Raw genomic sequence first — 20,965 nt, 5'->3', positions numbered from 1 at the left:
GACCCCGGCGGAGCACGATGAGCCAGACCGTCACCCGCGCCCTGCGCCTGCTCGCCGAACTCGGCGAGGGCGAGCGCTCCCTCGACCAGCTGGCCGAGGTGCTCGGCGTCCACAAGACGACCGTGCTCCGACTGCTCCAGAGCCTGGAGGAGGAACGGTTCGTCTACCGTGACGCCGCCTACCGCTACCACCTGGGCGCCGGCCTGTTCGCCCTCTCCGGCCTCGCCCTGGAACAGCGCGGCGTCCGCCGGATCGCCGCCCCGCACCTGGCCGAGCTGAACGCCACCACCGGCCAGACCGTGCATCTGGCCGCGTACGAGGGCGGCGAGGTCGTCTACATCGACAAGTTCGACTCCCGGCACCCGGTCAGGATGTACTCCCGGATCGGCCTGCGCGCCGCCCTGCACAGCGCCGCCGTCTCCAAGGTGCTGCTGGCCGACCTGCCGCTGCCCGAACGCCGCCGGGTGGCCGCCGGGATCGACTTCACCCCGCACACCCCCCGCACCCTCAGCACGCCCGAGGCGCTGCTCGCCGAGCTGGAGAAGGTCGCCGTCCAGGGCTGGGCGCAGGACCACGCCGAGCACGAGGCGTTCATCAACTGCGTGGCCGCACCGATCCGGGACGCCAGCGGCCGGGTCGTCGCCGCCGCGTCCATCTCGGTGCCGGACGTCGTCCTCCCCTACGAGCAGGTGCTGGACCTCCTCCCGCAGCTGCTCGCCACCACCCGCGCCATCTCGGCCGACTGCGGCCACCCGGACCACAACTGATCAACCGTCAGACCGTAAGGAACCCCATGAACGAGCAGCACCCGACCAGCGGCAAGACCGAGGTCCGCACCGACGGCGCCCCCGCCCCCGCCTGGATGTTCTCCCAGGGCGTCCGCAAGGGCCCGATCCTCCAGGTCTCCGGCCAGGGCCCGCAGGACCCGGCGACCGGCGAGTACCTGTACCACGGCGACGTGAAGGCGCAGACCCGGCGCACGCTGGAGAACGTCAAGGCGATCGTCGAGGCCGGCGGGGCCACCATCGAGGACGTGGTGATGTTCCGGGTCTACCTCACCAAGCGGGCGGACTTCCCGCTGATGAACGAGGTGTACGCCGAGTTCATCGACGAGAACATCAAGCCCGGCGGCGTGAAGCCCTGCCGCACCACGATCTTCGTCGAGCTGCCGCAGGAGCCGATGCTGGTCGAGATCGACGCCCAGGCCGTCGTCGCCTGAGACACCGTCGAGCGGCCCGACCACCGCAAGGGCCCGGACGCGCACCAGGCGTCCGGGCCCTCCGCCGTCCCCCTCGCTCACCGCCCCGCGGGCACGCCCTGCTCGGCCGGGGCCCCCGAGCGCGCCACGACCCGCCCCTCGCCCGCCGCGCCGCGCCGGTCGAGCGCCGCCGCGAACACCGTCACACCGAGGGCGACCGCGGTGAGCAGCCCGCCCACCCAGTTCGGCGCGTCGTAGCCGAGGCCGCCGGAGATGACCAGCCCGCCGAGCCAGGCGGCCAGCGCGTTGCCCAGGTTGAACGCGGCGATGTTGGCGGCCGAGGCCAGCGTCGGCGCGCCCGCCGCCTGGTCCATGACCCGCTTCTGCAGCGGCGCGACGGTCGCGAAGCCGAACAGCCCGATCAGCGGGATGAGGACGATCGCGGCCGGCTTGCTGTGCGCGGCGAAGGTGAAGGCGAACAGCAGCACCGCGAGCACCGCGAGGATCACGGTGAGGCTGCGCATCAGCGCGCGGTCGGCGAACCAGCCGCCCAGCAGGTTGCCGACGAACAGGCCGACGCCGAACAGGAAGAGCAGCCAGGTGACGCTGCTCGGGGCGAAGCCGGCCAGTTCGGTCATCATCGGCGTGATGTAGGTGAACATCGCGAAAATGCCGCCCCAGCCGAGCACGGTCATGGCGAGCGCGAGCCAGAGCCGCAGGGTCCGGAAGACGGCCAGTTCGGGGCCGAGCCGGGCGGCGCCCGCCCGCGGCTGGACGGGCACCAGCGCCGCGATCCCGGCGAGGCCGAGCAGGCCGAGCCCGGCGACGACGTAGAACGTGGAGCGCCAGCCGAAGTGCTGGCCGAGCAGGGTGCCCATCGGGACGCCCAGCACGTTGGCGGCGGTGAGGCCGGTGAACATCAGGGCGATGGCGCCGGCCCGCTTGTGCGGGGCGACCAGGTCGGCGGCGACGACCGAGCCGATGCCGAAGAACGCGCCGTGCGCGAAGGCGCTGACGATCCGCCCGATCATCAGCAGCCCGAAGGCGGGGGCGACGGCCGCGATCAGGTTGCCCACCACGAACAGGCCCATCAGCGTCAGCAGCATGCCCTTGCGGGGGGCCCGGGTGCCGAGGATGGTGAGCAGCGGGCCGCCGACCACGACGCCGAGCGCGTAGCCGGAGATCAGCAGACCGGCGGTGGGGATGGAGACCGAGAAGTCGCCGGCGACCTCGGGCAGCAGGCCCATGATCACGAACTCGGTGGTGCCGATACCGAAGGCGCTGATCGCCAGCGCCAGGAGCGCGAGGGGCATGAGGGACCGCTTTCCAGAGAGAACCGTTGCGCATGCAACTACCAGCGTCGACAATACGAGACACCCGCGGGTACTTGCAAGCGCCACCTATCCCCGACGACAGCAATCCCGGCCACGCCACTTGCCACACCCTCGAGCGGAGATTAGGTTAGGCTCACCTAACTAACTGGAGGTCCGTCATGAGCCTGCCCGCCGGCGACGCCGAGGTGCCCGAACCCACCACCGCCGAGCGCGTCCAGAGCCTGCTCAGCGCGACCTCCTCGCTCACCGTCCGCGCCTTCGGCGAACACCACGACCTCGACTCCCCGGTCTCCGTCCACGGCTCCCGGCTGCGCCTGCGCGCCCGACTGGGCGACCCGCTCGCCACCGCCGCCGCCCGCGCCACCGACGGACTCGCCGTCGTCCTGGACGTCACCGACATCTCCCCCGTCGCCGTCCGCGACCGGATCCGCGCCCGCCTCACCCTGGCCGGCCGACTGCACCTGGCCCACCTCGCCGACGACGGCCTCAGCGTCCACCTGCGCGTGGACGTCGCCCACGCCGTCCTCGCCACCCCGTACGGCACCGGCGCGCTCACCGCCGGCGACCTCGCCCTCGCCACGCCCGACCCGCTGGCCCGCTACGAGGCCGCCATGCTCACCCACCTCGCCGACGACCACGCCGACGCCCTCGCCGTCCTCACCCGGCTGCTCGACCCGGACCTGCTCGCCCAGCACCCGGAGGTCCGCCCGCTCGCCCTGGACCGCCACGGCCTGGTCCTGCGCCTGGACCACCCGCACGGCCACCGCGACGTCCGCCTGGTCTTCCCCGAACCGGCCGCCGACACCGAGGACTTCGGGCAGCGGATGCACGAGCTGCTGACCGCCGCCCAGCACGGGCTGCCCGCCCACCGGCTCTGAACCGGCCCGCCAGACCGTCGGCCTGACTCGTCGCCACTTCGCCTCGGGGGCAGCCGGCAAGGCCCGGAAACGACAGCGGCCGGCCCGGCTCGCGAGAGAAGTCTCGCGAGCCGGGCCGGCCTGGGCGTGTCCCGCGCCCATGTCCACTGCTGCGGCGATCACCCGGTCGAGCGGTCACCCGACATGACCATCCCGGGCGGTCGATTCGCCCCGTAGCAGCGGTGGTTCCTCATCCGGCAGATCCGGCACATCCGGTACGGGTCAGAGCGCGACGCCGTGGGCCCGCAGGTAGGCGACCGGGTTGATGTCCGAGCCGTACTCCGAGCCGTTGCGGATCTCGAAGTGCAGGTGCGGGCCGGTCACGTTGCCGGTCGCGCCGGAGAGGCCGATCTGCTGTCCGGCCTTGACGGCCTGACCGATCTTCACACCGATCGAGGAGAGGTGCGCGTACTCGGCGTAGTGGCCGTCGGCGAGCTTGATCTCGACCTCGTTGCCGTAGGCGCCGCCGTTGCCGGCCTTCACCACGACACCGTTGCCGACGGCGCGCAGCGGGGTGCCGGTGGAGGCGACAAAGTCCTGGCCGGTGTGGTGGCCGGAGGCCCACATCGAGCCTGCCACGCCGTACGCGGTGCCCAGCTTCGGGCCGGCCAGCGGGGCGACGAAGGCCGAAGCGGCGGCGACCGGCACGGCGGTGACCACGGCGGACGGCGCGGCGGTCTGCAGCTGGGCCTGGAGCTGGGCGGACGGCTTGGCCGCCTCGGTCCGGACCTCCGGCTGGGCCTGCGGCTTGGCGGTGGTGGCCGGCGCGGCGTCCTGGGCGGACGGCTGGGCGGGCTTCGCCGGGGCAGCGGGCTTGGCCGGGGCGGCCTGGCCGGCGATCACGAGCCGCTGACCGGGGAAGATCAGGTCCGGGTTGCCGCCGACGACCTCACGGTTGTGGTCGTACAGCGCCTGCCAGCCGCCGTCGACGTGCTGGGCGTCGGCGATCCGGGACAGGGTGTCGCCGCTGACGACGCGGTAGCTCTCCTGCGACGAGGCCTGGGCCTGGTCGGCGGGAGCGGCGGCCGGGGCGGCGGTGACCGCGGCGGCCGGCGCGGGGTGGGCCTGGGCGCTCATCGCGGTGACGAGCGGCAGGGCGAAGGAGACACCGGTGACGGCGGTGGCGATCCCGATGCGGGCGGCGCGGGGCAGGGCGATACGACGAGCCTGTGCAGGCATGGAATTTTCCTCTCCGACGCCTGCGAGGTGAGCTGTCGGGTTCGGGCTGGAGTTGCCCGGCCGCACATGCGGCTTCACCCCTAGCCGGCCCTGGATCCGGGTACGCGAAAGCGTGCCGTTTCCGGTCCGGCGACTTACCTGTGGGTCCCCCGCTCCTGCCGTACAGAGTTCGGTGCGAGCCACCGGGCAGCGGCAGGATTCGGCGTTCCACCCGGTGGATCCGTCCGGACTGGCCGGGCGGTCGCTGAACTAAAACCCATCCGTTCGGGTGAAGCAATGTCGATCACTTGAACCGGCAACAACCCCCCGAGCTGCGGTGACCCTCCGAATGATCGGCTGCACCGTACGTGCACAATCCATTCACCCGGCGCCACTGATCCACGACGCTGCGCCGATTCCGCCACCGCTGCGCACCCGCCCGCTCACGCACCGCGCACCCACCGACACACCCCCCGGTGACCCTTGTCACGTACGCCCCACGGGCGCAGGATCGGCCCGTGGCCACCTCCGAAGCAGGAACACTGCGCCTGGGCACCTCGCGGGGACGCTGGGTCCTCCTCGCGACGGTGCTCGGCTCCAGCATGGCGATGCTCGACGGCACCGTGGTGAACGTCGCGCTGCCCCGCATCGGCACCGATCTCGGCGCCTCCCTCGCGTCCCTGCAGTGGACGCTCAACGCCTACCTGCTCACCCTGGCCGGACTGATCCTGCTCGGCGGCGCGCTCGGCGACCGGTACGGCCGGCGCCGGGTCTTCCTGATCGGCGTGCTCTGGTTCGCCGCCGCCTCCGCGGCCTGCGCCGCCGCCCCCACCATCCACGTGCTGATCGCCGCCCGCGCCGTCCAGGGCATCGGCGGGGCGCTGCTCACCCCCGGTTCGCTCGCCATGCTGCAAGCCGTCTTCCACCCGGACGACCGCTCGGCGGCGGTCGGCCTGTGGTCGGGCCTCGGCGGGGTGTCGGCCGCGGTCGGCCCCTTCCTCGGCGGCTGGCTGGTGGACGGCCCCGGCTGGCGGTGGATCTTCCTGCTGAACCTTCCGCTCGCGGCCGCCGTGGTCGCGGTCACCTCCCGGTTCGTCCCCGAGAGCCGGAACGAGAGCGCCGTCGGCCGCTTCGACGTCCCCGGCGCGCTGCTCGCCGCGCTCGCCCTCGGCGCGATCACCTACGCGCTGACCGCCGCCGGGGAGGGCCTGTCCCCCGCGGTCTGGCTCACCGGCGCGATCGGCCTGCTGCTCGGCGCTGCCTTCATCGCGGTCGAGCGCCGCGCCGCCGAGCCGATGCTGCCGCTCGGCCTCTTCTCCTCCCGGCTGTTCACCGCCGTCAACCTGGTCACCCTCTGCGTCTACGCGGCGTTCAGCGGGGTGTTCTTCCTGCTGGTGGTGCAGTTGCAGATCGTCTCCGGCTTCTCCCCGCTGGTCTCCGGCCTCGCCCTGGTCCCGATCACCGTGCTGATGCTGACCCTGTCGGCGCGCGCCGGGCGGCTGGGCAAGCGGATCGGCCCCCGGATCCCGCTCACCGTCGGTCCGCTGCTGTGCGCCGCCGGGGTGCTGCTGATGCTGCGCACCGGCCCCGGCTCCTCCTACTGGGCGGACGTGCTGCCCGCCGTCACGGTGCTGGGCTGCGGGATGACCCTGTTGGTCGCGCCGCTGACGGCGACGGTGCTGGCCGCCGTCGAGGTCCGGCACGCGGGCATCGCCAGCGGCGTCAACAACGCCGCCGCCCGCGCGGCCGGGCTGCTCGCGGTCGCCGCGCTGCCCTCGCTCGCCGGGCTGAGCGGCGACGCCTACCGGGTGCCGTCCGCGGTGGACTCGGCCTTCCGCACCGCGATGCTGATCTGCGCCGGGCTGCTGGTCACCGGCGGTCTGACGGCCTTCGCCACCGTCCGCGGCAACGTGCTCGCGCCGGTGGACCGCCCGGTGGCCGAGCCGGACTGCGAGTGGGCCTGCGGCACCACCCCGCCGCTCGACCCGGGCCACGTCCACACGGACGAGGGCCCCGCCACCGGATCGGCAGCAGGGCCCTCAGCCAGCTGACGAATCGTCAGAGGATGTCACCGGGCGCGTACTTGGCGGCCTCCGGGTAGGCGGCGGCGACGGCCTCCACCTGGCGGACCACCTCGGCGACCTGGGCACCGGCCGCACCGGTGAAGGAGAGCCGGTCGGCCAGCAGCGCGTCCAGCCCGGCCCGGTCCAGCGGGATCCGCTCGTCGGCGGCCAGCCGGTCCAGCAGCTCGTTCTCGCGGGCGCCCGCACGCATCGCCAGCGCGGAGGCGACGGCGTGCTCCTTGATGACCTCGTGCCCGGCCTCCCGGCCGACGCCCGCGCGCACCGCGCCCATCAGCACCTTGGTGGTGGCGAGGAACGGCAGGTAGCGGTCCAGCTCGGCCTCGATCACGGCGGGGAAGGCGCCGAACTCGTCGAGGACGGTCAGGAAGGTCTCCAGCAGGCCGTCGAAGGCGAAGAAGGCGTCCGGCAGCGCGACCCGGCGCACCACCGAGCAGGAGACGTCACCCTCGTTCCACTGGTCGCCGGCCAGCTCGCCGGTCATCGAGGCGTAGCCGCGCAGGATGACGGCCAGGCCGTTGACGCGCTCGCAGGAGCGGGTGTTCATCTTGTGCGGCATCGCCGAGGAGCCGACCTGGCCCTCCTTGAAGCCCTCCGTGACCAGCTCGTGGCCGGCCATCAGACGGATGGTCTTGGCCAGACTGGACGGCGCGGCGGCCAGCTGGACGAGGGCGGTGAGCACCTCGAAGTCCAGCGAGCGCGGGTAAACCTGGCCGACGCTGATCAGCACGTTCTCGAAGCCGAGGTGCCCGGCGACCCGGCGCTCCAGCTCGGCGAGCTTGTCGGTGTCGCCACCGAGCAGGTCCAGCATGTCCTGGGCGGTGCCGACCGGGCCCTTGATCCCGCGCAGCGGGTAGCGGGCGATCAGCTCCTCCAGGCGACGGAAGGCGACCAGCAGCTCGTCGGTGATCGACGCGAAGCGCTTGCCCAGGGTGGTGGCCTGCGCGGCCACGTTGTGCGAGCGGCCGGCCATGACCAGCTCGGAGTGCTGGGCGGCCAGGCGGGCCAGCCGGACCAGCACGGCCACCGTGCGGTCGCGCACGTGCTCCAGCGACTGGCGGATCTGCAGCTGCTCGACGTTCTCGGTCAGATCCCGGGAGGTCATGCCCTTGTGGATCTGCTCGTGGCCGGCGAGCTCGCTGAACTCCTCGATCCGGGCCTTCACGTCGTGGCGGGTGACCCGCTCACGGGCGGCGATCGAGCCGAGGTCGACCTGGTCGATCACCCGCTCGTAGTCGGCGACGGCGTTCGCCGGTACCTCGACACCGAGGTCCTGCTGGGCCTTCAGGACGGCGAGCCACAGGTGGCGCTCAAGGACCACCTTGTGCTCGGGGGACCACAGCTGGGCCAGGGTCGCCGAGGCGTACCGGGAGGCCAGGACATTGGGGATCTGGGGCTTCGCGCTCACGCTTCGCAAGCCTAACAGCCGAGGTCAGCCGGAACGTCGGCGCATCGGGCGGCTCCGGCCCGGGCCGGAGCGGACGGCTCCGACCGGGCCCGCCCGACGATTCCCGCCGGGCGCGGGGCGGCCCGCTGCCGGGCGGCCTACTGGGCGGCGCCGGACCGGCCGGCCAGCACCGGCAGGACCTGCGCGCAGATCGAGTGCAGCGCGATCCGCTGCTCGTCGGTCATCGCCTCGAACGCCTGGTGGGTGCGGGCCATCTCGCCGCGGATGCGGTTCAGGATCTCCCGGCCCTCGTCCGTGATCACGACGATCTTCACCCGGCGGTCGCCGGCGGCGGCCTCCCGGTGGGCCAGGCGCAGCGACTCCAGCCGGTCCACGATCCCGGTGACGTTGGACGCGTCGCAGCCCAGCCGTCCGGCCAGCGCCCGCATCGGCACCGGCTCCTGCACCGCGCCGAGCGCCTTGGCCTGCGAGGAGGAGAGCCCGTGCCGGGCCGCGGCCGCCGCGAAGTCCTGGAAATACGCGGCGCCGACGGCGGCCAACGCTTCCATCAACTCGGCGTTGGTCGGTACGGTCGTCGTCGCTGTCGAACCCATGGGGTCAGCGTACGGCCAAGTGCTTCAGCAACTCAAGCTTTGACCACGGCAACCGTCGACGGCTTGACCGGAACTGCAGCATCGGCCGGTCGACGAAGCCTCCGGCCGGTCGACAGAGCTTAGAGCACCAGCTGATCGAACAGGTGCCGCAGCTCCGGGTCCGGGTCCGCGGTCAGCCCGGTGTGCACCGGCCCCGGCTGGACGATCGCGCTGCGCGGAGCGGTCAGCCAGCGGAACCGCTGCCCCGGACTGTCCCCCGCCGCCGGGCCGGCCTCCGGCCCCCCGGCGCAGACCGCCTCGATCCCGTGCAGCGCCCGCCGCACCCCGTTCACGTCCGCCACCGGGTCGAGCGCCAGCAGCCGGGCCTGGTCCAGGTGCGTGCGCGCGGCCAGGTACCCGTTCTGGCGGCAGTACAGCAGCACCCCGACGTTGACGCACTCGCCGCGTTCCACCCGCGGCACCGCGCGGATCACGGCGTACTCGTAGTCGTGCAGCTCGACGGCGGCCGGCAGCGCGGGCGTCCTCGGCTCGGTCATGCGGGCACCTCCGGCAGCCAGTCGCGCGGACCGGCCAGTCGGCCGGTCAGCTGGGCGCGGTACGCGGCGCGCACCGCCTCGGGCGAGTCGAAGCCGGGCTCGTCCAGCAGCCAGACCTCCGGGATCCTCGCCACCGCGCCCTCGATCGCGGCCTCCGCGAGCGGTGCGAGCGCCTTGTCGGCGGCCGTCAGGTCCGGCCGGGCCCGCAGCAGCGCGTGGTCGGAGGCGTCGTACGGGCGGCGCACCCAGGCGGCGGCGCCCGCCCAGTGGTGGTGGAAGATCAGGCTCGCGCCGTGGTCGATCAGCCGCAGCCCGCCGGTCGCCACCAGCAGGTTGGGGTTGCGCCAGGAGCGGTCGACGTTGCCGATCAGCGCGTCGAACCAGAGCACCTGGCCGGCCAGCTCCGGATCCACCTCGAAGCAGAGCGGGTCGAAGTTGAGCGCGCCGCTGACGAAGGCCATCCCGAGGTTGGTCCCGCCACTGGCCCGCATCTGGTCCTGGACCTGCTGGTCCGGCTCGCTGCGGGCCAGCACCGGATCCAGGTCGACCGTCACCAGCTCCGGCACCGGCAGCCCGAGCCGCCGGCCCAACTCCCCGGCCAGCACCTCCGCCACCAACGCCTTCCGGCCCTGCGCCGCGCCGACCCATTTCAGCGCGTACAGCCGCCGGTCGTCGGCCTCGACCAGGCCCGGCATCGAGCCGCCTTCTCGCAGTGGCGTCACATAACGGACCGCCGTCACCTCGGGGAGCACGCCCGACAGCCTATCGGTGCCGACCCGTCACCTCCTCCCCTCCGTACGCCCCGTCCCACCCCTCCACCATCCGCCCCACCCCGGTGGCAGCCCCCGCTGCTCCGTGCGAGTGTGGCGGACAGCAATGGGGACCTTCGCGGTTACGACCTGCACGGCAAAGGGATGAGCGATGGAACGACCTCGGATCCTGATCGTGGGCGGCGGCTTCGCCGGCCTGGAGTGCGCCCGCCGACTCGAACGCAAGCTCGCGCCGTCGGAGGCCGAGATCTCGCTGGTCACACCGTTCAGCTACCAGCTCTACCTGCCCCTGCTGCCGCACGTCGCGGCCGGCGTGCTGACCCCGCAGTCGGTCGCGGTCTCCCTGCGCCGCACGCTGCGCCGCACCCACATCGTTCCGGGCGGCGCGATCGGCGTGGACCCGGCCTCCAAGGTGTGCGTGGTCCGCAAGATCACCGACGAGGTGGTGGCGCAGAAGTACGACTACCTGGTCCTCGCCCCCGGCAGCGTCACCCGCACCTTCGACATCCCCGGCCTGACCGACTACGCCCGCGGGATGAAGACGCTCGCCGAGGCGGCCTACGTCCGCGACCACGTGATCGCCCAACTCGACCTCGCCTCGGCCACCCTGGACCAGCGGGAGCGCGAGTCCCGGCTCCAGTTCGTGGTCGTCGGCGGCGGCTACGCGGGCACCGAGACGGCCGCCTGCCTGCAACGCCTGACCACCGCCGCGTCCCACCGCTACCCGCGCCTGGACGCCCGGCAGATCAAGTGGCACCTGATCGACATCGCCCCGAAGCTGATGCCGGAGCTGGGCGACGCGCTGGGCCTGGCCGCTCTGGAGGTGCTGCGCGGCCGCGGGATCGAGGTGTCGCTGGGCGTCTCGGTGGCCGAAGTCGGCGCCGAGTCGGTCAAGTTCACCGACGGCCGAGTACTGCCCTGCCGCACGCTGATCTGGACCGCCGGGGTGGCCGCGAGCCCGCTGATCGGCACGCTGGACGCGGAGACGGTCCGCGGCCGGCTCGCGGTGACGGCGGAGATGCGGGTGCCGCAGTTCGAGAGCGTGTTCGCGCTGGGCGACGCGGCCGCCGTGCCGGACCTCGCCAAGGGCGACGGCGCGGTCTGCCCGCCGACCGCCCAGCACTCCGCCCGGCAGGGCCGCGTGGTGGCCGGCAACGTGATCGCCGCGCTCCGCAACCAACCTCTGGAGCCCTACTATCACAAGGACTTGGGCCTTGTGGTCGACCTGGGCGGCAAGGACGCGGTGTCCAAGCCGCTCGGCGTGGAGCTGCACGGAGTGCCGGCCCAGCTGGTGGCCCGCGGCTACCACCTGATGGCGATGCGCACCAACGCGGCCAAGTTCCGGGTGGGCGCCAACTGGCTGCTCAACGCGACCGCCGGGGACGACTTCGTCCGGACCGGCTTCCTCGCCCGCCAGCCCGCCCGGATGCGCGATTTCGAGTACACCGACTCCTACTTGACGAAGGATCAGGTCCGGGCGCACGCCCAGGCCCTGCTCGCCAAGGGCTGAGCCGCCCGGCGCCCGCCTCCGGAACCGATCCGGAAACGGGCACCGGGCATCGCGTCACAACAGCCCAGCGTCACGACATCACGGCGTCACGACAGCCGCGCGCCGGAACAACCCAGCGTCACAACGTCCCGGTGTCACGACGTCACCGCGCCGCCAGGTACATCCCGCCCGCGTCCTGCCCCGCCGTGTTGCGGCACGCGTAGTCGCCGCTGCTCTGCCCCCACAGCAGGGTCAGGCAGCGCCCGAGCGCCTGCTGCCCGTAGTAGTTGGGGTGCATCGACTCCTGCAGCACGCCCTGCGTGGAGTTGAGGCCGCCGTCCAGGAAGCGCGCCCATTCGCTGGTGGTCGCGGACGGTCCGGCGGTGGCGGTCGGCTGCCGGGTGGCCGTCGAGCAGACCTCGCGGCCCTGCAGCATGTCGGAGAGGTCGAGGAACTGGGCGCCCTTGGACGCCGCGACCCCGGCCAGCGACTTGGAGATCTGCGGCACCATCGAGTCGCGCGCCCAGTCGGCGTCACCGTCCCAGAACGGGCAGCCGCCGGTGTTCGAGCGGGTCCAGCCGCTCTCCGGGTAGCGCATCTCGGCGCTGCGCGGGATCGGCGAGGGGTAGGACTGCAGGACGAGGCGGTAGTCCCCCTGCGCGTAGCCGGCCCCGGCCATCACCGCGCGGATCTCGTCGATCGCCTTGCCGACGCCGGCCATCGCCGTGGGCATCTTCGAGTCGATCGAGGACTGCGCGGAGTCGTGGCAGTAGGAGTACCAGATGAGGTAGTCCTGGACGCAGTTGGAGATGATGCCGCTGAAGCCGAGGTCGTTGCCGCCGATCGACAGCGTGATCAGCTTGACGCTGTTCTGCCGTGCCACGGTGGCGAGTTGGTCGGCCTGCGGGGCCTCGCCCTTGAGCGTCTGGCCGCCGTTGGCGGCGCGGAAGATGTTCGCGGTGACGGCGCCGGAGCAGGCCAGGTTGATCTCGTTCTGCGCGCCGGTGGAGGCGCTGAGCACCTCGGCGACGTCGGAGCGGTCGCAGCCGCTCGCGGCCGTGGGGCCGTAGATCCGGGAGGCGTCGGCGGAACTGCCGTTCCAGGCGCGGTCGGTACCGGCCCGGCTGCCGCTGGTGCCGGCGGCGTTGCCCATCCAGCGGCCGGCCTCGCCGGAGATGTAGCTGTCGCCGAGCGTGACGCTGGCGGTGGGGCCGCCCGGTGCGGCGAGGGGTACGGAGGGGGCCGCGGCGGCCGACGCGGCGGTGGCGAGGCCGCCGGCCATCAGACCGCCGGCGGCCAGCGGGAGGGCGAGGGCCGCGGTGAGCAGCCGTCGGCGGAGTCGAGGGGCGCTGCGGGTGATGCTCGAACTGTTTTCGGGCACGGCGGAACTCCTGCGGCTCGGTCTCCCCGTGCGGTGGGGACGGGGAGACGCCTAGGTGAGGGTGGGCCGCCGGCCGGTGGCGCGATGAACATGACATGCCCGCACTGGTTACCGCTAGGTATCTGCACCAGGTTTCCCGCTTTGTTACCGCCGGGTTCAGACCAGCGGAGCACCGGGTTCAGACCGGCGGAGCGCACGGGTCGAACCGGACCGGCGCGGCCCGGTTCACACCAGCCGCGAACCGGCCCCGCCCGCCCCCAGCACGGCCGCCAGGTCCTCGGCCAGCCGCTGCGCGTCCGCCGGTTCCAACTGGGCCACGGTGAGCCGCAGCCCGGGCGGGGACTGGACGCGGTAGCGCGCGCCGGGCGCCGCGACCCAGCCGCGCTGCACCAGCGCCACCAGCACGGAGGTCTCGTCCGGCACCGGCACCCAGACGTTCAGCCCGCTCTCGCCGTGCGCCTCGATGCCGCGCGCGGCGAGTTCGCCGAGCAGCGCGTCCCGGCGGGCCCGGTAGACGCCGGCCACCCGGGCGACCGGCACCGCGTCGGTGCGCCACAGTTCGGCGACGGCCCGCTGGAGCAGGTGGCTGACCCAGCCGGCGCCCAGGCGCAGCCGCCCGGTGACCCGCCCGATGGTGTCCTGGTCGCCGACGGCCACCGAGAGCCGCAGGTCCGGGCCGTACGCCTTGGCCGCCGAGCGCACCACGGCCCAGTGCCGCGCGCCGGCGCCCACCAGCGAGTGGTACGGCTGGTCGACCATGCCGTGCCCGTGGTCGTCCTCGATCAGCAGCACGCCGGGGTGCTCGGCCAGGACGGCCCGCAGCTCCTCGGCCCGGCGGGCGGTGAGCGCGGCGCCGGTCGGGTTCTGCGCCCGGCTGGTGACCACCACCGCACGGGCGCCCTCGGCCAGCGCGGCGGCGAGCGAGTCGGGCAGCGGGCCCTCGTCGTCCAGCCGGACGGGCGCGGGCCGCAGGCCGAGCGCGGGCAGCAGGTCGAGCAGGCTGCCCCAGCCCGGGTCCTCGACGGCGACGGCGTCGCCGGGGCGCAGCCGGATGGCGAGGATGCGCTCGATGGTGTCGAGCGAGCCGGAGGCGACGGCGATCGGGCCGCCGGGCAGGCCGTCGGCCTCGAAGGAGGCGCGGGCGAGCGCGAGCAGCCCGGGGTCGACGGCCGGGTGCCCGTACAGGACGGGCTCGGCGTGGGCGGCCCCGGCGGCGGCCGCGAGGACCGGGGCGAGGTCGGGCAGCAGAGCCGGGTCGGGGTTGCCGCCGGACAGGTCGCGGGCGTGCGGGGGGACGGGGACGCGGATCTGGTCGCGCGGGGTGAGCGCGGGCCTGGGGAGGATCCGGCTGCCCTTGCGGCCGGCGGTCTCGATCACCCCGCGGTCGCGGAGCAGCCGGTAGGCGGCGGCGACGGTGTTGGGGTTGACGCCGAGTTCGGCGGCGAGGTCGCGCAGCGGGGGCAGCGCGGTTCCGGGGGCGAGGCGCCCGGTGCTCACGCCCTGTTCGATGTGGGACGCGATTTCGCTGGCGCGTCGCCCTTTCAGCGGATAGTCTCCTAGCACAAAGTAAATTATGCACTAGTACATAGAGGTTGTCATGTCGGCCCCTTCCGAAGGCTCCGCCAGCTACTCCCGTACCCCCCGCACCACCCCCACCCGCTACAAGGACCGCGCCACCTGGGAGCAGGAGGCGATCCACGACATCCTCGACCACGCGTACATCTGCCACCTCGGCTTCGTCGCCGACGGCGCCCCCGTCGTCCTGCCGACCATCTACGCCCGCGTCGGCGGCCGGCTGTACGTCCACGGCTCGACCGGCAGCCGTCCGCTGCGCAACGCCTCCACCGACCAGGGCCTGCCGGTCTGCCTCACCGTCACCCTGGTCGACGCGCTGGTGCTGACCAAGTCCGCGTTCAACCACTCGGTCAACTTCCGCTCGGTCATCGCGCACGGCACCGCCCACCAGGTCACCGACCCCGAGGAGCTGGACGTCGCGCTGGCCGCGCTGGTCGACCACGCGATCCCCGGCCGCTCCGCCGACGTCCGCCCGGCCAACGCCAAGGAACTCGCCGCCACCGCCGTCCTCCGGCTCGACCTGGACGAGGTCTCGGCCAAGACCCGCGCGGACGGCGCCGACGACGACCCGGAGGACCTCGACCTGCCCCACTGGTCCGGCCTGATCCCGGTCACCACCGTGCACGGCACCCCCGAGCCGGCCGCCTCCACCACCGTCCCGCTGCCCGCGCACCTGCGCGGCTACCCCCGCTGACGGAGGGCCCGCCGATGCTGATCAGATCCTGGGACCGCGGCGACGAACAGGAGTGGCGCGCCTGGCTGGCCGAGGGCCGCGACTTCGGCCTGCTCGCCGCCAACGGCGGACCGGGCGAGGGCCCGGTGCTCGTCCCGACGCACTTCCTGCTGGACGCCGGGCGCGGCGAGATCCTGCTCCACCTCGCCGCGCCCAACCCGCTGCTGGCCGCCGTCCGGGCCGACCCGCAGGTCACCCTCGCGGTCACCGACGGCTACGCCTTCGCGCCCGGCCACTGGCGCGGCGAGCCGGGCACGCCCACCAGCTACTACGCCTCCGTCCACTTCCACTGCACCGCCGAGCTCGTCGAGTCCGCGGCGGGCAAGGCGGAGATCCTCAACCGCCAGCTGGCGCACTTCCAGCCGGAGACGCCGGACACCCGGGTGGTGCCCGGTGAGGGCGAGTTCTCCCGGCTGCTCCCCGGCCTGCGCGGGCTCCGCCTGACGGTCCGCGAGGTGCGGGCCAAGTTCAAGTACGACGACAAGAAGCCGGCCGACGCCCAGCACGCGATCGCCGACCGGCTGGCCGAGCGCGAGGCCGACCGCGCGAACGCCCCGCACCCCCGGCGCGACCAGGACGCCGCCGCCCGCACCCAACTGCTGCGCCGGCACCAGCGGCGCGTCGGCTGACCGGGACGCACCGAGTGACCGGGGGGCACGTCAACTGGCCCGGCAGGCGCGCCGGCTGACCGTGGGGCGCGTCCGACCGTTCACGCTCCCGGCGCGAACGGCCCATCACACCGCGGGTGACTGACCCCGGATCACCCGATCGGCCTCCAATTCGAGCAGGGCGGCCCCGTCGCTGCTCGAATGTGAGACGAGTCCTGCCCACTCGGCCGTCAGAGCGGGCCCGTCCACCTCGGGGAGCGCGCTTGTCCACACTCAACAGCCATCGGGCGGGCGAGGCCCACCTCGGGCACGTCATCTTCATCTCCGCCGCCGCCGCGATGGGCGGGTTCCTGTTCGGCTACGACAGCGCGGTGATCAACGGTGCGGTGACGGGCATCCAGAAGCACTTCGCCGTGGGCAACGGCGAAACGGCCTTCGTGGTGGCCATCGCGCTGCTCGGCTCGGCGGCCGGCGCGGTGGCCGCCGGCCGGCTCGCCGACCACCTCGGCCGGGTCCGCACCATGCTGCTGGCCGCCACCCTGTTCGCGATCAGCGGCATCGGCTCGATGTTCCCGCCGAGCATCCAGGTGCTCGCCACCTGGCGCGTGGTCGGCGGCATCGCGATCGGCATCGCCTCGGTGATCGCGCCCACCTACATCGCCGAGGTCGCGCCGACCGCCTACCGGGGCCGGCTCGCGTCCTTCCAGCAGATGGCGATCGTGCTCGGCATCACCGTCTCCCAGCTCGCCAACTGGGCGATCAACCAGGCCGCCGGCGGCGAGTCCACCGGCCACCTGGGCGGCATCCAGGCCTGGCAGTGGATGCTCGGCGTGGAGACCATCCCGGCCCTGGTGTACGGGCTGATGGCGCTCGCCATCCCGGAGTCGCCGCGCTACCTGATCGCCGACCACCGGGAGGATCAGGCCCGCAAGGTGCTGCGCGAGGTGGAGGGCGAGGACGTCGACCTGGACGCCCGGGTCGCGGAGATCCGCACGGTGCTGGAGTCCTCGCACAAGCCCCGGCTCAAGGACCTGCTCGGCGGGCGGTTCGGCCTGCTGCCGATCGTCTGGGTCGGCATCGGGGCCTCGGTGTTCCAGCAGTTCGTCGGCATCAACGTGATCTTCTACTACTCCTCGTTCCTCTGGCAGTCGGTCGGCATCAACGAGTCCAACTCGCTGCTGATCAGCCTCTCCACCTCGATCATCAACGTGATCGGCACGGTGATCGCGATGGCGCTGGTGGACCGGATCGGCCGCAAGCCGCTCGCCCTGGCCGGCTCGATCGGCATGGCGCTCGCGCTGGGCACCGCCGCCTGGGCGTTCTCGTACCGGCACGGCACGGGTGACACCGCCACGCTCGACAACACCCACGCCACCGTCGCCCTGGTCGCGGCGCACGTCTTCGTGCTCTGCTTCGCCTTCTCCTGGGGCGTGGTGGTCTGGGTCCTGCTCGGCGAGATGTTCCCCAACCGGATCCGCGCGCTCGCGCTGTCCGTCGCCGCCTCGGCCCAGTGGATCGCCAACTGGGCGATCACCGTCAGCTTCCCCGACCTCGCCGACTGGAACCTGTCGGCGACGTACGTCATCTACGCGGCCTTCGCGCTGCTCTCCATCCCGTTCGTGGCCTTCTGCATCAAGGAGACCAAGGGCCGCGCCCTGGAGGAGATGGGCTGAGCCCGCCCCCGTCGAGTCCCCGCCGCATCCGGCCCGACCCACCGCGAGGAACCCATGCCTGACCAGGGCGGCTCCCGGCAGAACGTCGCCTTCCCGAGCAACGGCCGCACCGCGCACGGGTACCTGGCCCGCCCGCCCCAGGGCGTCGGGCCGGGCCTGGTGGTGGTGCAGGAGTGGTGGGGCCTCACCACGCACGTCGCGACGATGGCCGACCGGTTCGCCGCCGAGGGCTTCACCGTGCTGGCCCCCGACCTGTTCGGCGGCGCCACCACCCACGACCGCACCGAGGCGGCCCGGCTCACCCGCGAACTCCCGGTCGAGCGGGCCGTCGAGGACCTCTCCGGGGCCGTCGACCACCTGCTCGCCCTGGAGGGCGTGGTCGGCGACGCGGTCGGCGTGGTCGGCTTCTGCATGGGCGGCGGCTTCGCCCTGCTGCTGGCCGCCCGGGAGGGCGACCGGGTCGCCGCGGTGGTGCCCTTCTACGGCCTCCCGCCCGACCCGGACTTCGACTACCGGGGCCTGACCGCCCACGTCCTGGGGCACTACGGCGAACTGGACGGCTCGATCCCGATGGCCGCCGTCGACGAGGCCGCGATCCGGATCGGCGAGGCCACCGACGTCCGCCCCGAGATCCACTTCTACCCGGCCGGCCACGCCTTCATGAACGACGAGAACCCGCTCGGCACCTACGACCCGCTCCAGGCCGCGACCGCCTGGCGCCGCACCCTCACCTTCCTCTGGGGCCACCTGGGCTGAGCCCGTCCCAACCATGAAAACCCGTTGGACAGCCGTACGAGCCGCGGCCATAGTCTCCAGGTGCCGACCCGACCTCCGCGCCCCCGCCGCCTCGCCTGGGCGAGCCGCAACTTCCGCATCCAGACCGCCGCCACCGTGGTCAGCGGCCTCGGCAACGCCGGTGCCCCCATCGCCACGGCCTTCGCCGTGCTCGGCCACGGCGGCACCACGTCCGAGGTCGGCTACGTCACCGCCGCCCGGCTGCTGCCCACCGTCCTGCTCCTGGTGGTCGGCGGTGCCCTCGCCGACCGGATGCCCCGGCACCACCTCATGGTCGCCGCCAACCTGTTCAGCGGCCTGTCCCAGGTCGTCCTGGCGGCACTGGTGCTGGCCGGGGACATCCGGCTCTGGCAGCTGATGCTGCTCTCCGCCGCCGGCGGCGCCGGGTACGCGCTCTACTCCCCCGCCTCCGGCGGCATGATGCTGCAGGCCGTCGCCCCGGAGCACGCCGCCCGGGCCTTCTCGGTGTTCCGGATGGGCCAGAACGCCTCCCAGATCGGCGGCGCCGCGCTCGGCGGCGCGCTCACCGCCGCCGTCGGCCCCGGCTGGGTGCTCGCCCTGGACGGCGCCTGCTTCCTGGTCGCCGCCTCGCTCCGGTTCTTCCTGGAGGCCGAGCAGGCGCCCGCCCCGCAGGGCCACAGCATGCTGCGCGATCTGCGGGAGGGCTGGCGGGAGTTCGCCTCCCGCCGCTGGCTCTGGGTGGTCGTGGCGCAGTTCTCCGTCCTGGTCGCCTGCATCGGCGCGGTCGAGTCGGTGTACGGGCCGACGGTCGCCAAGGAGCGCCTCGGCGGGGCGTCCGACTGGGGCCTGGCGATGGCCGCCTACGGCGTCGGGCTGGTGGTGACCGGCGTGCTGATGGCCCGCTGGCGGCCCCGCCGGATCCTGCTGGTCGGCAACTGGGGGGTGTTCCTGTTCGGCGTGCCCGCCCTGGCGCTGGCGGCGGAGGCGCCGCTGCCGCTGCTCGCCCTCGCGATGTTCCTGTCCGGGGTCGGCGTCACCGTCTTCGGCGTCAACTGGATGGTCGCGCTCCAGCAGGAGATCCCCGAGGAGATGTTCTCCCGGGTCGCCGCGTACGACGAGCTCGGCTCCTTCTCGCTGTCCCCGATCGGCATCGCGCTGGCCGGCCCGGCGGCCACGGTGCTCGGCCTCTCGGGCGCGCTGTGGGCCTGCGCCGTCGTCTGCCTGGTGCTCAGCGCGGTCGTGCTGCTGGAGCCTCAGGTCCGCCGGCTGGCCCGCAGGAGCACCGTCGACGCACCGGTGGCCGCCGCCGAGCCGGTGGCCGCGCCGTGAGCGCCCCGTGCGCCCCGCGTGCGCCCGGCCGTACGCAACCACTGGTACGCCAGGTTCGTCCGACCAGGTAAGTCACACCACCGTCTCTGGGGGCCACTGGTGCCGAAGCCGCTGCTGTTCCTGGACGTCGACGGGGTGCTCAACCCGGTCTGCCCGCACCCGGACGCCGGGTTCGACACCCACACCCTGCTCGGCTACTCGGTGCTCCTCTCCGCCCGGCACGGCGCCTGGCTGCGCGAGCTGGCCGGCACCTACGAACTCGTGTGGGCCACCACCTGGGAGGAGCACGCCAATGCGCACATCGCCCCGGCGATCGGCCTGCCCGCCCTCCCGCTGGTCCGCTTCACCGGCGACGTCCCGCAGCCCGGTGACCCGCGCGTCCCGCTGATGGAGCTGCTCTCGGCCCGCAAGTGGGCCCCGCTGCTGCGCTACGCCGCAGGCCGCCCGTTCGCCTGGGTGGACGACGTCATCCCGCCGCGGCTGGTCCGCAACTCCCTCTGGCGCCGCGACCGCCTGCTGCTGCCGATCGACCCGGGCCCGGGCCTGGAGCGTCGGCACGTCGACCGCCTGCTCGCCCGGCCGCCGCGCACCCCGGCCGGCCGCCTCCCGCTCAGGGGGTCGGCAGCCAGCTGACGTGCCCGGCGAGCAGCGCGTACCCGACGAAGGCCACCGTGTCGATCAACGCGTGCGCCGCGACCAGCGGCATCACCCGCCCCCAGCGCCGGTAGAGCAGGCAGAACACCGCCCCCATCACCATGTTGCCGACCAGCCCGCCGACCCCCTGGTACAGGTGGTACGAGCCGCGCAGCACCGAACTCGCCACCACCGCCGCCGGCCACGACCAGCCCAGCTGCCCGAGCCGGCGCAGCAGGTAGCCGAGGACGACGACCTCCTCCAGGGCGGCGTTCTGCCACGCGGAGAGCACCAGCACCGGGATCCGCCACCACACGTCCGGCAGCCCGGACGGCGCCACCGTCAGGTTGTAGCCGGCCGCCTGCGAGGCCAGGTACAGCACCAGCCCGGAGCCGCCGATCGCGGCCGCCACGGCGGCGCCACGGCCGAGGTCGCGCAGCTTCTGCCCGAGGTCGAAGCCGAGCACCCGCAGCGCGGCGCCCTCGCGCACCAGCAGGTACCCGACCAGCACCACCGGCATCAGCCCGCGCCCGATGTAGTACAGCTGCCACACCAGGTCCAGCCAGGGCCGGCCGGGCGCCCGCGAGCCGTTCAACGTGGCGACCTGCTGGCCGAGTTGGATCGGTTCGGTGAGCGAGGCCGCGAAGCTGATCAGCGCGCTGACGCCACTGGCCCCGAGGGAGAGTCCGAGGACGATCAGCAGTTCCACGCCGAGCAGCCGGCGCGTGGGCTTCGCGGTCTCCGGTGCGGTCGGGAGGGTGGTCACGGGGGCTCCAGCGTGGCGGGCGTCGCT

Annotated in this window: 20 protein-coding genes and 1 riboswitch; of the genes, 11 read left to right on the top strand and 9 right to left on the bottom strand. The window is 73.5% G+C overall.

Annotation, left to right across the window (positions count from 1 at the left end; genetic code table 11):
• Nucleotides 1-17: 17 nt before the first annotated feature.
• Together ACIOGZ_RS12455 and ACIOGZ_RS12450 are read left to right on the top strand one after the other, a co-directional pair.
• Complete coding sequence (locus tag ACIOGZ_RS12455) at nucleotides 18-767, top strand: IclR family transcriptional regulator (RefSeq protein ID WP_363631910.1); 750 nt, start codon at nucleotides 18-20, stop codon at nucleotides 765-767.
• Between the two features lie 26 nt (nucleotides 768-793).
• Nucleotides 794-1,219, top strand: a complete 426-nt coding sequence (locus ACIOGZ_RS12450) for a RidA family protein (RefSeq protein WP_363585285.1) — start codon at nucleotides 794-796, stop codon at nucleotides 1,217-1,219.
• A 77-nt stretch (nucleotides 1,220-1,296) separates the two neighbouring features.
• Here the strand turns inward: ACIOGZ_RS12450 and ACIOGZ_RS12445 are convergent, their stop codons facing one another.
• Nucleotides 1,297-2,511: an MFS transporter gene (locus ACIOGZ_RS12445; RefSeq protein WP_363585286.1), complete on the bottom strand. Its 1,215-nt coding sequence runs from the start codon at nucleotides 2,509-2,511 to the stop codon at nucleotides 1,297-1,299.
• Nucleotides 2,512-2,690: 179 nt separating this feature from the next.
• Here ACIOGZ_RS12445 and ACIOGZ_RS12440 point away from each other — a divergent pair, with 179 nt between their 5' ends.
• Complete coding sequence (locus ACIOGZ_RS12440) at nucleotides 2,691-3,410, top strand: DUF2470 domain-containing protein (RefSeq protein WP_400985847.1); 720 nt, start codon at nucleotides 2,691-2,693, stop codon at nucleotides 3,408-3,410.
• Nucleotides 3,411-3,671: 261 nt separating this feature from the next.
• On the opposite strand, the gene ACIOGZ_RS12435 is transcribed toward ACIOGZ_RS12440, so the two are convergent.
• Nucleotides 3,672-4,628 carry a LysM peptidoglycan-binding domain-containing M23 family metallopeptidase gene (locus tag ACIOGZ_RS12435; RefSeq protein WP_363631913.1) on the bottom strand — a complete coding sequence of 319 codons (957 nt, stop codon included), beginning with the start codon at nucleotides 4,626-4,628 and terminating at the stop codon, nucleotides 3,672-3,674.
• 2 nt (nucleotides 4,629-4,630) lie between these two features.
• A riboswitch (cyclic di-AMP (ydaO/yuaA leader) is annotated at nucleotides 4,631-4,813 on the bottom strand.
• A gap of 312 nt (nucleotides 4,814-5,125) precedes the next feature.
• On the opposite strand from ACIOGZ_RS12435, the gene ACIOGZ_RS12430 reads away from it, so the two are divergent.
• Nucleotides 5,126-6,658, top strand: coding sequence for an MFS transporter (locus ACIOGZ_RS12430; RefSeq protein WP_363585289.1), 1,533 nt, complete (start codon nucleotides 5,126-5,128; stop codon nucleotides 6,656-6,658).
• A 7-nt stretch (nucleotides 6,659-6,665) separates the two neighbouring features.
• On the opposite strand, the gene purB is transcribed toward ACIOGZ_RS12430, so the two are convergent.
• From purB to ACIOGZ_RS12410, 4 genes are all read right to left on the bottom strand, one after another.
• Entirely contained in the window at nucleotides 6,666-8,096 is a 1,431-nt protein-coding gene (purB, locus tag ACIOGZ_RS12425) for an adenylosuccinate lyase (protein ID WP_363631915.1), read from the bottom strand.
• Between the two features lie 137 nt (nucleotides 8,097-8,233).
• Nucleotides 8,234-8,689 (bottom strand): MarR family transcriptional regulator, encoded by a 456-nt coding sequence (locus tag ACIOGZ_RS12420; protein WP_363585291.1) that lies wholly within the window; start codon nucleotides 8,687-8,689, stop codon nucleotides 8,234-8,236.
• A 119-nt stretch (nucleotides 8,690-8,808) separates the two neighbouring features.
• A complete protein-coding gene (locus ACIOGZ_RS12415; RefSeq protein WP_363585292.1) occupies nucleotides 8,809-9,225 on the bottom strand; it encodes a DUF3037 domain-containing protein in 417 nt (138 codons plus the stop codon).
• A complete protein-coding gene (locus tag ACIOGZ_RS12410; RefSeq protein ID WP_079136059.1) occupies nucleotides 9,222-9,977 on the bottom strand; it encodes a HipA family kinase in 756 nt (251 codons plus the stop codon). The genes ACIOGZ_RS12415 and ACIOGZ_RS12410 overlap by 4 nt, the downstream gene beginning before the upstream one ends.
• Before the next feature lie 169 nt (nucleotides 9,978-10,146).
• On the opposite strand from ACIOGZ_RS12410, the gene ACIOGZ_RS12405 reads away from it, so the two are divergent.
• Nucleotides 10,147-11,505 carry an NAD(P)/FAD-dependent oxidoreductase gene (locus ACIOGZ_RS12405; protein WP_363585293.1) on the top strand — a complete coding sequence of 453 codons (1,359 nt, stop codon included), beginning with the start codon at nucleotides 10,147-10,149 and terminating at the stop codon, nucleotides 11,503-11,505.
• Between the two features lie 142 nt (nucleotides 11,506-11,647).
• Here ACIOGZ_RS12405 and ACIOGZ_RS12400 read toward each other — a convergent pair whose 3' ends face one another.
• Both ACIOGZ_RS12400 and ACIOGZ_RS12395 read right to left on the bottom strand, forming a co-directional pair.
• Nucleotides 11,648-12,865, bottom strand: coding sequence for a GDSL-type esterase/lipase family protein (locus ACIOGZ_RS12400; protein WP_363585294.1), 1,218 nt, complete (start codon nucleotides 12,863-12,865; stop codon nucleotides 11,648-11,650).
• Between the two features lie 225 nt (nucleotides 12,866-13,090).
• Nucleotides 13,091-14,428, bottom strand: coding sequence for an aminotransferase class I/II-fold pyridoxal phosphate-dependent enzyme (locus tag ACIOGZ_RS12395; protein ID WP_400985845.1), 1,338 nt, complete (start codon nucleotides 14,426-14,428; stop codon nucleotides 13,091-13,093).
• A 34-nt stretch (nucleotides 14,429-14,462) separates the two neighbouring features.
• Between ACIOGZ_RS12395 and ACIOGZ_RS12390 the strand changes: the two genes are divergently transcribed.
• The 6 genes from ACIOGZ_RS12390 to ACIOGZ_RS12365 all read left to right on the top strand — a co-directional run bounded on the left by ACIOGZ_RS12390 (nucleotide 14,463) and on the right by ACIOGZ_RS12365 (nucleotide 20,172).
• Entirely contained in the window at nucleotides 14,463-15,134 is a 672-nt protein-coding gene (locus ACIOGZ_RS12390) for a pyridoxamine 5'-phosphate oxidase family protein (protein ID WP_400985843.1), read from the top strand.
• 14 nt (nucleotides 15,135-15,148) lie between these two features.
• Nucleotides 15,149-15,802, top strand: a complete 654-nt coding sequence (locus ACIOGZ_RS12385; protein WP_363585297.1) for an FMN-binding negative transcriptional regulator — start codon at nucleotides 15,149-15,151, stop codon at nucleotides 15,800-15,802.
• Between the two features lie 242 nt (nucleotides 15,803-16,044).
• The gene (locus ACIOGZ_RS12380) at nucleotides 16,045-17,454 is read left to right on the top strand and encodes a sugar porter family MFS transporter (RefSeq protein WP_363585298.1); all 1,410 of its coding nucleotides are present in this window, start codon (nucleotides 16,045-16,047) and stop codon (nucleotides 17,452-17,454) included.
• A gap of 54 nt (nucleotides 17,455-17,508) precedes the next feature.
• On the top strand, nucleotides 17,509-18,210 hold the full coding sequence (locus tag ACIOGZ_RS12375; protein WP_363631920.1) for an alpha/beta fold hydrolase: 702 nt from the start codon (nucleotides 17,509-17,511) through the stop codon (nucleotides 18,208-18,210).
• A 60-nt stretch (nucleotides 18,211-18,270) separates the two neighbouring features.
• Nucleotides 18,271-19,539 carry an MFS transporter gene (locus ACIOGZ_RS12370; protein WP_363585300.1) on the top strand — a complete coding sequence of 423 codons (1,269 nt, stop codon included), beginning with the start codon at nucleotides 18,271-18,273 and terminating at the stop codon, nucleotides 19,537-19,539.
• Nucleotides 19,540-19,635: 96 nt separating this feature from the next.
• Nucleotides 19,636-20,172 (top strand): HAD domain-containing protein, encoded by a 537-nt coding sequence (locus ACIOGZ_RS12365; protein WP_380426624.1) that lies wholly within the window; start codon nucleotides 19,636-19,638, stop codon nucleotides 20,170-20,172.
• Here the strand turns inward: ACIOGZ_RS12365 and ACIOGZ_RS12360 are convergent.
• Nucleotides 20,150-20,938 carry a CPBP family intramembrane glutamic endopeptidase gene (locus ACIOGZ_RS12360; RefSeq protein ID WP_363585301.1) on the bottom strand — a complete coding sequence of 263 codons (789 nt, stop codon included), beginning with the start codon at nucleotides 20,936-20,938 and terminating at the stop codon, nucleotides 20,150-20,152. The genes ACIOGZ_RS12365 and ACIOGZ_RS12360 overlap by 23 nt on opposite strands.
• Nucleotides 20,939-20,965 lie beyond the last annotated feature (27 nt).

Source organism: Kitasatospora sp. NPDC088160 (assembly GCF_044741445.1).
Classification (GTDB): domain Bacteria; phylum Actinomycetota; class Actinomycetes; order Streptomycetales; family Streptomycetaceae; genus Kitasatospora.
The sequence above is the reverse complement of the archived record's forward strand: the minus strand, read 5'-3'. Positions and strand labels throughout refer to the sequence as shown.